This is a genomic window from Aeromonas sp. R6-1 (genome assembly GCF_040908165.1).
In the GTDB taxonomy this organism is placed as follows: domain Bacteria; phylum Pseudomonadota; class Gammaproteobacteria; order Enterobacterales; family Aeromonadaceae; genus Aeromonas; species Aeromonas caviae.
The window spans coordinates 1-13,621 of record NZ_JBFODF010000048.1; the positions used below are offsets into that span (position 1 = coordinate 1).

Genomic DNA, 13,621 nt, shown 5'->3' on the forward strand with positions numbered 1-13,621 from the left:
GCAGGCGCGACCTTTATACTTTTGATGACATTACGTGGTGAGTTCGAGAGTGACGAGTCCTAGGGGATTACAGTTTGGGCTGGAGGATGTAATTGCCAATTCGCAAGGAAACTGTCTGGCGATTAGAAACACAAGGTGTCTAAAGAAGCCAGGGTGATTCACTGTGTTCACGGTTGAAACGGCAACGAAGACTGGTGAAGAACTATCCTGATCCTGCCATCATCGCAGATTTTAAAGACAAAGCTTTTGTTGACAAAAATATGGCTGTCATCCTCACCAACGAGGTGCACATTGCATTGCGCGATGGCAAGGTCGCCATGGAGCACGTAGTCGAGTTTGTTGAACCAGACGTTCACCCAAGGCTTGAGTTTGAACCCCTTGTCGTTCGGGAAGTCGGGGTTGCCACCGATGAAGTAAGCCAAGGCCCCTTCCTTGGTAGGACGATAGGTCTGTGGGCCGAAAGCCAGGGTAGGTTTGAACAATACCTTGCCCTGGTCGTAGGCGTAGTTGTCACTGAGTAGCTGCGTGGCTGCCGCCACTACGTCGCCGCCTTCTGAATGGACCTGACCAATGCGGACGACGTTGTCGCACCACAGTTGAATTGCCTCGACCAGCTGCTGGTCGGTGAATGCTTTGTCTGTCATGTTTTATCTCTCCAACGTGCTGGGATAGCTCCGCGCCATCTCGCCACGGGTATGTATTGAAATCATATTGAGTCTCATCGTTGATACCACCTCTCTCCGGACGCCCTTGGTGAGTTTCGAGAGACTCCCTTTTGGTCGGCTGGCCGGTTAGGATCAATACTTTCCCCCAGCCTTGTCGGTGCATGATGGTATTGGGTTGTGACCACCTAGATGCAGCGGATGACAATGACCAAGGCGCTTTAAGCCCTTGAATGTTCCGTGGGCTTGCTATGCCTCGATGGTGTATTGAGAACACGTGGGATGGAAGCGGCAACGTGGGCCGATCATCGGGCTGATGAATACTTGATAGCTGCGCACCAGCAGTTTTGTCGGTCAGCATTTCATGCCGACTCCTTGGTAAGGGGCCGAAGCACTTGCCCTTGAGGTGTGTCCTCCACCATGAAACCGACCGCTTTCAGCTCGGCACGCAATGCATCCGATTTGGCAAAGTTCCGGTTCAAACGAGCCGCTTCGCGCTCAGCCAACAGCATTTTGATCTGGGCGTCATCGGTGGGCGGCGCGGATAAAAAGGATGTTGCCGGTCCTCGTGTCTCCAAGGCAGCCAGAGCCACTCGTGGCGATTGTTGCAACAGCCTCAAGGTTCCGGCAGAGGCCAGCAGCACGGATTTGGCGTGCAAGCGCTGAGCGTCCGTGCCCGCATGGTTCAACTGCGTCAGCAGCACGTGTAGCCGCGCCAGTGCTCCAGGGACATTGAGGTCGTTACGCAGCGCCTCTAGCACCTCTGTGTCGGGGGCGGTCAGTGGCGGCTCGTCCAGGTGCTCGAATCTGGCCAGGGCTTCGTAGTACTTGAGCAAGGTTTCACGTGCGTTTTGTAAACGCTGTACGTTCCAGTCCAGTGGCTTGCGGTAGTGGGTGGACAGAAGTACCAAGCGGATCGCTTCACCTGGAGCCTCGGCCAGCAGATTGCGCACCAGCAACACGTTGCCGAGCGATTTGGACATCTTCTGCCCATCCACCGTGACGAAGTTGTTGTGCACCCAAGTGTTGCAATACGGGGTACCGTGCGCGCAGGTACCCTGAGCAATTTCGTTCTCGTGGTGCGGGAAGATCAGATCCTGCCCGCCACCATGGATATCGATGGTGTGACCAAGGTGCTGGCCAATTATGGCGGAACATTCGACATGCCAGCCCGGGCGTCCCCGGCCCCAGGGGCTGTCCCAGCCCGGCAGGTCGGGTATCGAAGGCTTCCATAGTACGAAGTCCATGGGGTTGCGCTTGTAGGGCGCAACCTCCACACGGGCCCCGGCGATCATGTCCTCGGTGCGTCGGCCTGAAAGCTGTCCATACTCAGAATAGGACGGGACATGGAACAACACATGCCCCTGTTCTACATAGGCATGGCCTTTCTCGATCAGGGTCTGAACCAGTTCGATGATGGCGGGAATATGTTCGGTGACGCGCGGCTCCAAGTCGGGTATCAACACGCCGAGCGCGAGCATATCCTCATGGTAGGCATTGATGTAGCGATCGGTAATAGCATTGATGGGCAGGCCCGCAGCACTGGCTGCCGCGTTGATCTTGTCGTCCACGTCAGTAAAGTTACGTACGTACACTACTTGTGGGTAGTGCTGGCGTAGCAACCTCGAGAGCACGTCAAACACTACGGCAGGCCGCGCGTTACCGATGTGGGCGTAGTTGTAGACCGTGGGGCCACACACATACATGCTCACCCGGTCGGGTTGTTGGGTACGCAGGGGCATCTTGCCACGCAGGAGTGTATTGTAGAGACGGATAGAGGAGGTCATGTGGCATCCCTGGCAGGTGACAATGCTTGCTGGAACATCTGGAAGGTCTGTTCAATCACGTCCCTATCCACATCTCGGGTAATGAACACTAGGCGTGAGCGTCGATCGTCACTCGGCCAGGCCGGCAATGGCACTGGGGGATGAAAAATGTGTTGTACACCATGCAAGACGATGGGCTGTTCTTGGCCATCGACATTGATGATCCCTTTAACACGCAATATGTTGCTGCCAACGAATCTCATCAGTAGCCCCAGCCAGACAGCCAGGGTTTCTTCCCGGACAGGTTCTTCAACGGCGAAACAGAAAGCGTGAATGTGATCGTTATGCCGATTCACATCGTGAACGGGCGTGTCCGCAAGATGGTCATGGGTTGTCTTGAATCCCAAGACTGCGGGTCCCGCTGCCTTCTGGAGAGTGGCTGGCCGGAACACTGTCCCGGTGTAGGCCTCTTCTTTGAGCCAGCGAGCAACGTCAGCAGCTTTGCCGCTTGAGCTGAAGAGCCCCAGGTCGAGCAGCTTATGTGCTGCTATCTCGCCGCCACGCACTAGCCAGCACGGTGCGGCCGGATTGAGTTGATGGAGGCGATCCAGTACTGCATCCCGCTGCTCATCCGTCACCAGATCGGACTTAGTCAGCAGTAATGTGTCTGCCATGGCCGCTTGTTTGACCGCTTCCTGATGCTCATTGAGGGTGTGCATGCCGGTGGCAAGGTCGATGGCCGTTACTATGCCATCGAGCCGGTAGTGCGGCGCAATCTGCGGATGGGTCATCAGTGTGTGAACAATGGGGGCGGGATCGGCTAGCCCTGTGGTCTCAATCAACACGCGACGAAATTGCTGTTGCCCATTACGTGTAAAGCGCCAGGCGATATCCCGCAGTGTCTTGACCAAGTCGCCGCGAATGGTGCAGCACACGCAGCCACTGTTCATCTCCATCACCACATTTTCTGTGCTGTGGGCGACCAGAAGGTGATCCAGTGCCATCTCGCCAAACTCGTTGATGATGACTAGAGCATCGGATAACTCAGGTTGACGTACCAGATGGTTGAGCAGCGTCGTCTTGCCGCTGCCCAGAAAACCGGTCAACAGGGTGACGGGGATCAGATTGGAGGAACTGTGCATCACGCAACCACCGCATCGCCATGGGGGGCGGCCCACGCCACGGCGTCGTGGGCATGCAGGCTCTCTAGATGCCGAACGTGGACACCAGGATTGAGATAGTGACCGTCCAGCGCAGCCTTGAGCCGCCTGGTCGCATCTTCGACGAACATCAGATTCTGACCGTTTAGTGCGGCGAAGGCCTGTTCATCGGCCCGTTTGACTGCCGTCTGAACCGGCGTACCCACCGCTTGTTCAACGCGATCGATCAACGCCAACAGGCCAAAGTCCGGGGCGTCGCTTGCCAACTCTATACTGATCTCAGCTTTACTGCGCTGACTGTGCGGCGTGGCCAGGGTTGAGTGCTGGCGTAGCCACTCGGCGACGCTCACCACGTCCACGTGCTCCTGAGTGGCAAACTGCTTCAGGAAGCCGTCCTCGATCAATTGCCGCGACAAGGCCGCCGAGCAGGGACAGGTTGATGAGTAGGTGACAGTGACTCGCAGACGCAGCGTCAAGACCCCCCGTATCAGGGTGGCGTTGAGGCATACTGGATAGGCTTTCCAACCAGCGAGGTGTTCGCTGACAAGCGCCGGTCGTCGCACCAGCAAATTAAAGCGAAGTCGTATTCGCGCATGACGGCTATCGCAGTCCTGATGACTGGCGATCATCGCCTGCAATAGCTGATGCAAGCGAGCGGGAGATAGCCCTTCGCTGTCGCCCAGCTCATCCTGCGGTCGGTACAGGCGGGACATGTGAATACCCTTGATATGGGGAGACGGCAGATCGACCTGGACATCGGCACGAGCATGCACTGAGCGACGATAGTTGGGTTCATCGAGGAGAATGGGCAGGTCGATACCCTGCATCCCAACCCATTCCAGAGTGCTTGGCCTCAATGCAACCTCAGTGAGTGAGACATCGGGCAGTGCAGTATTCATTACGCGGGATATCCTTGTTCTGTATGTGTGGTCATGATGATGCATCATGGTGGTCAGTATTGGCGCAAGTGTTTCTCGAGACGTTCTTGTCGCTCTTTGGCCTCGAAGCTCATAGTGGCGGTAGGCCGCAACAGCAGCCGAGGAAGACCGATGGGCTCACCGGTTTCCTGACACCAGCCGTATTCGCCGCAGGTCAATAGCTGGAGTGCGTGCTCAATCTTGTTGAGCAGCTTCTTTTCTCGCTCCAGCAAGCGCAGGTGTGCCTGACGTTGTTCTTCTGTGCTACCGATATCGGCAGGGTCGCCACTGATGTCGTACCTGCGCAAACCATCGAACTCCTCTTGAATGCGCTCCTGCAACTCACGTCGTTGCTTCAGCAGCAACTCGCGAAAGAACGCCTGTTGCTCAGCGTTCATGTAGGCCTTGTCGGGCTGTTGGAGCAGCTCTTCTTTAGTCATGGCATTACTCCACTTGTCGCGACTTCCCACCCGGGAAACGGGTTGTGCCAAGTAGTCCATATCTGGGGGCCTTGCGCCATTTCTTGATCGGTCAGTAGGCAGGCGTCAAACTGTGCCCGTAACTCTGCCTCGTTCATGTCGATTCCGATAAACACCATTTCCTGGCGGGCATCCCCCACCAGGTCATCCCATTTGTGACGGATCAGCGCAACGGAGTCAGGGTCTTGCGGCCAGCGCTCGGCAGGTATCGCCGCCCACCAGTAACCCGCTACACCGTGCCGAGCAACTGCCCCAGCTTGCGACCAATTGCCAGCCAAGGTTGGATGAGTGGCTAGCCAGAAGAATCCCTTGGAGCGAACGACGCCGGGCCATTCACGCCCCACCAGGGCGAAGAAACGTTGGGGATGGAACGGCCGTCGTGCGTGATAAACGAAGTTCCGGATACCGTATTCCTCGGTTTCCGGTATGTGCATACCACGCAGTTCCTGTAGCCAACCCGGCGCCCTTGATGCTTGCTCGAAATCAAACAGGCCGGTATCTAGCACTCGCTCGAGGGGAACCTTGCCGAATTCGGCTATCTCGATATGGGCACGTGGGTTCAAGCTGCGCAGGATTGCCATCAGCCGTTCACGCTCAATGGTTGTGATGAGGTCAACCTTGTTGAGCACTAATACGTCGCAGAATTCGATCTGGTCGATAAGCAAATCCACGACAGTACGCTGATCATCATCGCCCAGTGACTCACCACGCGCGTTCAGGCTGTCTTGCGAGCCGTAATCACGTAAGAAGTTATAGGCATCGACGACAGTCACCATAGTGTCGAGACACGCCACATCACCCAGACTGCGGCCATCTTCCCCCTCAAAGGTGAAGGTCTCGGCCACGGGGAGCGGCTCGGAGATCCCCGTCGATTCGATAACAAGCTGATCGAAGCGCTCCTCCCTGGCAAGTCGATCCACTTCTAGCAGGAGATCTTCACGCAAGGTGCAGCAAATGCAGCCGTTGCTCATCTCGATCAGTTTCTCATCGGTACGAGATAATTGAGCGCCGCCATCGCGAACCAGAGAAGCATCGATATTGACCTCGCTCATATCGTTGACGATGACGGCCACGCGACGACCCTCACGGTTGTTGAGGATGTGGTTGAGCAAGGTAGTTTTGCCTGCCCCCAGAAAACCGGACAGGACCGTCACGGGTAGTCTCTTCGGTCGAGCCGAAGTCATGGCGCCAGCATTGATAGTCATAAACGGATACTCCATGAGTCGTGTTACCTTCAACGGCCAAACTGTGCCAGGCGGGTGCAGGTGGCACATTGACCGTGAATCTCGAGCGCGACGCGGCCTAACGCAAAGCCGAGTCTGTTAGCCCCTTGCTGTATGTGGTGGGTGAGATCGTCAGCCAAGAGTTCATTGACTTGGCCACAGGAGTCACAGATGGCGAAGGCTCTGGAGCGGGATCTGCAATCTCCGAGAGGAGAACAGGATATATAGGCGTTCAGCGTTTCCAGTCGATAAACCAAACCATGTTGTATCAGTTGATCCAGCGCGCGATAGATTTGGGTTGGTGAGCTGAATCCCGGTCTGCGTAGCCGTTCGAGCAAGTCATATGCACCTAGCGCTTGTTGCGCTTGCTGAAGTGCGACGAGCACACGCTCTTGGTTCTCGGTCATTGACATGGCAGCTAATCTATTGATGCTCCTTTATCCGGTTCGTTATGTTATAACATATCAGTTGCAAGAGTTGTCAATACTCTGATTTGCTCATCTGTCATCTACAAAAGTGGTTAAAGGGGTAATGCAAGCCAGTTAAGAAAATTTGAGATGGCGATGATCTGGGTATCGCTCAGTTGTGATGTTTTCATGTAGAACCTCCTACATTAAAAGAATGGGAAAATTCTACTTATTAGCACCCCAGTTTTTCGGAGGACTAATATGCTGATAGTAAAGGAATTAATGGGGTGTTGATGAGACTTGATTATAGTGGTGATGGCAGGAGTTATGTTGCTCTGCTTGAAGATGCCTTGTGGATTTGATTCACCGTCGAATACGCGAGTGCCCTAGCAGCTTTGGTCACGACTTTGCCCATATGAGAGATACGTCGACCAAGTACTCATACACGATACAGCCAGCCCTCCCAAACTCAGATAATCAGAATCAACGCCAATCTTCGTGACTATGAATTGATACTTTTTGGTATGTTATAATATACTTTTTTTGCTTAACCCCTCATCTCCCTTGAGTTTTATGTCTATAGCTCCAGTCCTCTCTGTCAAAAAGCTCTGTGTGGCCCTCTCAGATCAGTCCATCCTTGGCGGCATCAGCTTCAGCCTGTCGCAAGGTGAACGGGTCGCGATGCTGGGCGAATCAGGTTCGGGTAAGTCAATGACCGCTCGGGCTGTTCTGGGGCTTCAGCCTGTTCAGGCCCAAGTGACCGGTTCGATCCATGTCAACGGGATCGAGGTCACCGGCGTGTCCGCCCTGGCGCGCTCTGCGCAGACTCGCCCTGCCATGATCATGCAGGACACGCTCGCGGCTCTCAATCCATTGGTCACGATCGGTCATCAGCTTGAGCAGCCGCTGCTACGTAACGGCCGAAGCCATACAGCGGCGCGGGCAGAGGCGTTGACTCTGCTGGCCAAGGTCGGTCTGGACGATCCGCAGATCGCCAGCCGCTCATCCCCAGAACTGTCTGGCGGTCAGCGGCAACGTGTCTGCATCGCCATCGCGCTGGCTTCCCAAGCGTCCGTCATTATCGCGGATGAGCCGACGTCGGCGCTGGATGTGGTGACACAGGCGCAGATCCTGACGCTGCTACGGCAGGTGAGTGCCGCGCCTGAAGGCCCTGCGCTGCTCTTCATTACCCACGATCTGCATGCAGCCGCACATCTGTGCGACCGCGCACTGGTGATCCGCGCTGGACAGATCGTCGAGGAGGCCCCGATCGCGCGGATCCTTACCGCGCCCGAGCATGACTATACGCGCAGCCTGATCGTGTCTGCGGCACGTTGTGGCATTGACTGCGAGAGGCTTTACGCATGACGGCTCCGTTCTTTTCGATCAGAGGGTTGGGGCTGAGCTTCCCGAGCGAGCGTCGCTTCATCGGTCGCACCACCATGAAGCCCGCGCTCATCGATATCTCTTTCGATCTGGCCAGAGGAGAGCGGGTCGGATTGATCGGCATGTCGGGATCCGGCAAATCCACCTTGTTGCGATGTCTGCTTGCGCAGGAACGGCCACAGGCGGGGCGCATCCTGTGCAATGGTCGGCCGGTTATGCCCGGCTCTGTTGATGCCCTGCGCTGGTATCGCAGGATCGTGCAATACGTGCCGCAGGATCCGGTCGCCTCGCTGGAACCACGGATGACAGTCGCACAGCTGGTGACAGAGCCCCTGTTGCGGTTGCAGGTCGAATGCGATCCGCTCATGCGAGCGATGGAGGCACTGGAAAGCGTCGGACTTGATCACCGCTATCTGTTACGTCGCCCGGAGCAGCTTTCTGGTGGTCAGGCGCAGCGCGTGGCCATCGCTCGCGCCATCGCGCCCCGACCCGCCTTTATGTTGATGGACGAGCCGGTCAGTGGGCTCGACATGAGGATCCGCGCCCAGGTGATCGATGTGCTGCGACATCTGTCCGATACCTACGGCACCGGTCTGCTCATGGTGTCTCATGACATTTCAATCATTGCAGGTCTGTGCCAGCGCGGAATGGTGATGAGACGCGGGCAGATCGTCGAGGATAGCCAGATCCTCCATCTGCTGACCCATGCCAGCCATCCACATACTCGCGAGCTTCTGAATGCCGCACCTCCGATGACGACTGTAACCTGAACCAAAGGACTGATGATGAAACTTGCTATGACCCTTGCTGCCGCACTTGTCGGCTTGACGCTGACTGGCACGGCCAATGCGGATGATCCGCGTATCCATATCGCGCATCTGCAGCCTCCGCGCTCGGGGCTGAACCCGCTCTCCGATGATGCGTTCAAACTGTCCCGGTGGTCGATGGCTGAAACGCTGATCCGCCTGAATGCCGATGGTGAACCCCAACCCTTTCTAGCGACGGCATGGAGCCGGGTCGATGACCTGAGCTGGCGCTTCGTGATCAGAAAGGGGGTGAAGTTCCACGATGGAACAGTGCTCACTCCCGCTCGCGTCGCTGCCGCGCTGGCATTTGCGGATAAGGCTGTGCCCAAGCCACGCATCCTGAACGGGGTCAAGTTGACGACAGAAGTCGATGGCGATGCGGTGATCGTGCGCACCGCCGTGGCCGATCCGCTGCTGCCAAACCGATTGTCGAGCCCTCAATTGGCCATTCTGGCCGAGCGCGCCTATCAGGCCGATGGCACCGTGGTGCCGACCAGTGCGGGGACGGGGCCGTTTGAACTAAAAGTGATCGATGGCGTGACCAGTGCCCGTCTCGACCGGTTCGATGGCTACTGGGGCGAGCGGGCGAAGCTAGCGGGGATCGATGCCGACTATGTGGGGGATGGCACCGCACGCGGGGCGGCCTTGCGTACTGGTACTGCGGATATCGTGGAAGCGGTCCCGGTCAGTCAAGCCGCACTGATCGATCCCAGTAAGATCCATGAAGTGCCGATGCCGCGCACCAATACCCTCTATGTGAATTCCAAGAAGGGTCCGCTGGCCGATCCGGCTCTGCGTGCCGCCGTCCGCGAGGCGGTGGATCCGGCCGCCATTGTCCGCACCGTCTATGAGGGGCGCGCTGACGAGGCTCGTGGGCTGCTGGGCCCTGCGCTGCCCTGGGCGGATGGGTTGCGCAAGCCAGTGAAACATGTTGCCGCCAAGACGCCCAAGGGCGAAAAGATAACCATCGGCACCTTCACCGACCGTGCGGAACTGCCAGAGGTCGCGGTGCTGGTCGCACAGGCGTTGACCAAGGCTGGATTCACGGTTGAACAGGATGTGCGCGAATATGCGCATATCGAGGCGGATGCGCTGGCTGGGGCCTTCGACATCTTCATCCTGTCGCGGGCGACCGTGCTCGACTCCGGTGATCCGGTGGCTTACATGGTCGCCGACTTCTCCTGCAAGGGCTCGTTCAACATCGGCCAGCTCTGCGATCCGGCGGTCGATGCCGCCCTAGACAAGGCCGCTGCCTCAGCCCCTGGGCCGGAGCGTCGTCAGGCGATCATCGATGCCGAAGCCGCGATCCTTGCCACCGATGGCGCAATCCCGCTGCTGCATGAACGGGTGATGCAAGGCGAACAGCAGGGCGTAGCCCATGCTGAGCGCGATCCGCGCGAACGCAGGCTCGTCACCGAATTCACGACACTGACGAAATGAGACCTCTCCTCAACAAGCTGACCCCCGCGCTCTCGCGCGGGGTGACGCTCTGCGCGGTGATGGGCCTTATCGGCATGCTGCCGTGGATTTCGGGGCGCGACCCGGCGGCGAGCATACTGCGCGCGCGAATGGGTGAGCTGGATCCGACGCCCGAAGCCTTGGCTGCGCTGCGCGAGAAGCTCGGGCTGGCTGCCGGTCCGTTCGCGCATCTGCGCGACTGGCTGACGGGGATCCTCCAGGGGGAGTGGGGCATCTCCTGGATTTCCGGCACGCCGGTGCTGCCTGGGATGCTGAAAGCGCTCAGCGTGTCGTTATCCCTGATGGCCGCGGCCTTCACGGTGGCGCTGCTGGTCGCTGTGTTACTGTCTCTGCCGACGCTGAAACGCGGCCTGATGGGACGGGACACGCACAGTGCTGGCGCGATCGCCGCCTGTCTGACGGCGCTGCCGGAGTTCATGCTGTCTGCGCTGCTGCTGATAGTGTTCTCTGTCTGGCTGCACTGGCTGCCTCCCTACGGCTGGCTGGGGGCGGAATATATGGTATTGCCCGCGCTGGCACTGGGCCTCCCGGGGGGAGGCCTTCTGGGGAGGCTTCTGACCAATGCGATCGCCGCGACCTTTCAGGAACGCTGGATTGCGACCTGGGCAATGGCGGGGTTCTCGCGATGGCAGATCGGGATCGCGGTGCTGCGCCGCAGCCTGCCCGCTCTGATGCCACAGATGGGGATGATCGTCGTCGCGATGACCGGCGGTGCGATTGCCGTCGAGCAGGTGTTTTCCATTCCGGGCCTCGGGCGCGCGGTGCTGGGCGCGGCTGCGGCTCAGGATCTGCCCGCGTTACAGGCGGGGATCCTGATCTTGCTATTGAACGCGCTAGCCATCGGCGTCGTGGCAAACCTGATCCGGGCTTTGCTCTTGGGCAGGGCATTGCAGATGGGCGCTCTGCCGGTGCCGCAGCGGGAGCATGTCCCGGCGAGCCGCCGGCTGTGGCTGGTTCCCGTCGCGGTGTTACTGGTCATTCTGACACTGGTTGCCGTTGGCCTGTCCCGCGACCCCTTCGCCTCGGATTTCATCCGACTGCAGGCGCCCAGCCTCTCGCTGCCGCTTGGTGCCGATGCGATGGGCCGCGATGTGCTGGCGCGTGTGGCTCATGGGGCTATGTCAACCATCGGCATGGCGGTGATTGTCACGCTGCTTGCCCTGCTCATCGGCATGGGGATGGGATTGATGCCGCGACTGGCGATCGGCCTCATTGAGATCACCAAGGCGACGCCTCCCACCATTGCCGCGCTGGTCGTTGTGGCAGCCATGGGACCGAGCGCCAGCGGTGCCATGATCGCGGTCGCCTCCGTGGCTTGGGCGCCGCTCGCAGCCCACACATCGGCACTGGTGCTGGAGGCGCGGGCGCAGTCCCATGTACAGATCGCGCCTATTCTGGGCGTTGGCCCCCTCCGGCTCATCCCCCGATCCATCCTTCCCGCCGTCTTCGTCCCGGTGCTTCAACACGCGATGTTGCGTCTACCGGGCAATGCGCTGGCTCTGGCAGCCCTCGGTTTCCTCGGTCTAGGGCAACGTCCCCCCTCTCCGGAGTGGGGCATACTCCTCTCGGAAGCGTTGCCTTATGTCGAACGCGCACCGCTTGCGGTATTGACTCCGGTCGTTGCATTGGCGCTGATGTCGGTGCTCGGTGTGTCGCTTGCCGCCCTTGGAAGGCGGTGACGGGATGCAGGAGAACCCCGATGATGGGGTGCCACAGGCGATGCTGAGCTATATAGTTAGCTAGTTAAAACAACGATTTGCAATGGATTTTGCGCAACTTCTTACTCCAATGAAGCACGAAGTGCCATCAAGATGAGTTTATGACTGTAGTGGTCAACTAAATCCGGACACACAGTTAAGCCGATTTTCGGCCTCTGCTGGCGGTATCCCATCATTGTGTTGATGCGGGCGCCGCCAGTTGTAGTAATCCATTAGGTAATAGCTGATATCCCGCTTGGCTTCCCGCAGGCTCATGTACCCCATGGTCGGAAGCCATTCCGTCTTGAGGCTCCTGAACAGCCGCTCCATCGGCGCGTTGACGCTCCTATGTCAACAGGCTCGCGCTGAGTCAGCTAAATCGGCCAAGATCAAAGGGTAGAGTTCCCTGACGATATAGCGTTTCAAACAACGCTGGATCTCTTTCGAAGATAACCCTTGGGCGCCACGTCGTGCGACGTAAGATTGGGTTTGTGGATCTCCCCGCATCCGGACCATTGCAATCGTCCATAACGCATTATTTGCGGCACGGTTACCGCCTCGGTTTAAGCGATGTCGTACGGTCTTTCCCGAGGATGCGGGTAAAGGGTTAACCCCACAAAGTGCCGCAAGCGATGCTTCATTTCTTAACCGTTCCGGGTTATCGCCAGCCGTTGAAAGCAGCACCGCTGCGGTTTGAGGGCCGACGCCAAATTGCTCGCGCAGACGACGAGCATGTTGATGGGTCAAGGCATCCAACATGGCATCAAGTTTTTCAACTTCGTCTGCCAATAGCAGCCAACGCTTGGCCAGCAGACACAGGGTAGTCGTTAACGTATGCAGGAGTTCAGTTGTACCCAATGACCTCACTCGTGCGCATCCCTTTGCACAGTCAGCGGGCTTACTTTTCCAGAGTCGTTCACGAACATCCTGGGGGGCACTGACAAGCAATGCTCTGAGTTGATTCATTGCCTGCGTTTTGGCTTTGACGGCGCTGCGTCTGGCTACTGATACCACTCGCATCATTTCTGCCGCGCCTGACTGGGTCTTTGCTATCGCGTTAGCACTACCGGAAAGAACGGATCTCGCTGCACTTTCAGCATCAGTAGGATCCGATTTCCCCTGGAGCCTGCGTTTGGAGCGGTCAGGGCGATTAACTTCGAACACTTCGATACCGTGCTTGCGCAGTACACTGGCCAAGCCAGCACCATACGTGCCTGTGCCTTCAACGCCTGCTCTCTTCAAGCACCCGAAAGAGTTTGCCCAGGTCACGAGTCTCTCATATCCGCTGATATTGGTCGTGACCATCAAGCATCCCAACTGGTGTCCTTGTGCATTAAGCAAAACCCCAACATGGGTATCCAGATGGGTGTCTACACCAAGGATAACTTCAGCTTTGTTTCTGGAATTGTTCATGGCTCATTCCTCCAAGGAATATGCACTACCAACCCCATACGCAGGACAGGACACTCAAGATGCAGCACAAGGCTCCTATTAGGTCACAGACGCTGGGCCCAGCAATGCCAGGGAACACCAGCATCCAATCGACAGGTCAACGCAAAGGCATTATGTTCGCCAATCCCAGCACGGGTCAGATTGGGCTGATGTTCTTGAGCATAATGAACTGAGTATCCCAGCAGTT

12 protein-coding genes and 2 pseudogenes are annotated in these 13,621 nt (G+C 57.7%); 4 read left to right on the top strand and 10 right to left on the bottom strand.

From position 1 onward, the window contains the following. Positions 1-167: 167 nt before the first annotated feature. The 8 genes and pseudogenes from AB5Y68_RS16300 to AB5Y68_RS16335 all read right to left on the bottom strand — a co-directional run bounded on the left by AB5Y68_RS16300 (position 168) and on the right by AB5Y68_RS16335 (position 6,620). Entirely contained in the window at positions 168-644 is a 477-nt protein-coding gene (locus AB5Y68_RS16300; RefSeq protein WP_039041230.1) for a hypothetical protein, read from the bottom strand. 153 nt (positions 645-797) lie between these two features. Further along, positions 798-1,007: pseudogene (gene yidD, locus AB5Y68_RS16305) on the bottom strand (membrane protein insertion efficiency factor YidD). A gap of 17 nt (positions 1,008-1,024) precedes the next feature. Then, positions 1,025-2,437, bottom strand: coding sequence for a cysteine--tRNA ligase (gene cysS, locus AB5Y68_RS16310; protein WP_368207362.1), 1,413 nt, complete (start codon positions 2,435-2,437; stop codon positions 1,025-1,027). 8 nt (positions 2,438-2,445) lie between these two features. Further along, on the bottom strand, positions 2,446-3,570 hold the full coding sequence (locus AB5Y68_RS16315; RefSeq protein ID WP_039041228.1) for a GTP-binding protein: 1,125 nt from the start codon (positions 3,568-3,570) through the stop codon (positions 2,446-2,448). Continuing rightward, complete coding sequence (folE2, locus tag AB5Y68_RS16320) at positions 3,570-4,487, bottom strand: GTP cyclohydrolase FolE2 (protein WP_368207358.1); 918 nt, start codon at positions 4,485-4,487, stop codon at positions 3,570-3,572. Before folE2 ends, AB5Y68_RS16315 begins: the two co-directional genes overlap by 1 nt. Before the next feature lie 53 nt (positions 4,488-4,540). Beyond that, positions 4,541-4,945, bottom strand: a complete 405-nt coding sequence (locus AB5Y68_RS16325; protein WP_039041226.1) for a TraR/DksA C4-type zinc finger protein — start codon at positions 4,943-4,945, stop codon at positions 4,541-4,543. Beyond that, a complete protein-coding gene (zigA, locus tag AB5Y68_RS16330; protein WP_052258928.1) occupies positions 4,942-6,189 on the bottom strand; it encodes a zinc metallochaperone GTPase ZigA in 1,248 nt (415 codons plus the stop codon). The genes AB5Y68_RS16325 and zigA overlap by 4 nt, the downstream gene beginning before the upstream one ends. Positions 6,190-6,218: 29 nt before the next feature. After that, positions 6,219-6,620 (bottom strand): Fur family transcriptional regulator, encoded by a 402-nt coding sequence (locus tag AB5Y68_RS16335; RefSeq protein WP_052258926.1) that lies wholly within the window; start codon positions 6,618-6,620, stop codon positions 6,219-6,221. Between the two features lie 606 nt (positions 6,621-7,226). Between AB5Y68_RS16335 and AB5Y68_RS16340 the strand changes: the two genes are divergently transcribed. Genes AB5Y68_RS16340 through AB5Y68_RS16355 form a run of 4 tightly spaced genes read left to right on the top strand, consistent with a single transcriptional unit; the run spans position 7,227 to position 11,964 of the window. Beyond that, positions 7,227-7,982 (top strand): ABC transporter ATP-binding protein, encoded by a 756-nt coding sequence (locus tag AB5Y68_RS16340; protein ID WP_200886038.1) that lies wholly within the window; start codon positions 7,227-7,229, stop codon positions 7,980-7,982. Then, positions 7,979-8,770 carry an ABC transporter ATP-binding protein gene (locus AB5Y68_RS16345; RefSeq protein ID WP_039041223.1) on the top strand — a complete coding sequence of 264 codons (792 nt, stop codon included), beginning with the start codon at positions 7,979-7,981 and terminating at the stop codon, positions 8,768-8,770. The genes AB5Y68_RS16340 and AB5Y68_RS16345 overlap by 4 nt, the downstream gene beginning before the upstream one ends. 15 nt (positions 8,771-8,785) lie before the next feature. Further along, complete coding sequence (locus tag AB5Y68_RS16350; protein ID WP_200886037.1) at positions 8,786-10,246, top strand: ABC transporter substrate-binding protein; 1,461 nt, start codon at positions 8,786-8,788, stop codon at positions 10,244-10,246. Further along, the gene (locus AB5Y68_RS16355; RefSeq protein ID WP_039041221.1) at positions 10,243-11,964 is read left to right on the top strand and encodes an ABC transporter permease subunit; all 1,722 of its coding nucleotides are present in this window, start codon (positions 10,243-10,245) and stop codon (positions 11,962-11,964) included. The genes AB5Y68_RS16350 and AB5Y68_RS16355 overlap by 4 nt, the downstream gene beginning before the upstream one ends. A 153-nt stretch (positions 11,965-12,117) precedes the next feature. Here the strand turns inward: AB5Y68_RS16355 and AB5Y68_RS16360 are convergent. Both AB5Y68_RS16360 and AB5Y68_RS16365 read right to left on the bottom strand, forming a co-directional pair. After that, positions 12,118-12,321 (bottom strand): annotated as a pseudogene (locus AB5Y68_RS16360) (integrase core domain-containing protein); the annotation flags it as partial. A 12-nt stretch (positions 12,322-12,333) separates the two neighbouring features. Next, entirely contained in the window at positions 12,334-13,395 is a 1,062-nt protein-coding gene (locus AB5Y68_RS16365) for an IS110 family transposase (protein WP_080770117.1), read from the bottom strand. Positions 13,396-13,621: the final 226 nt, after the last annotated feature.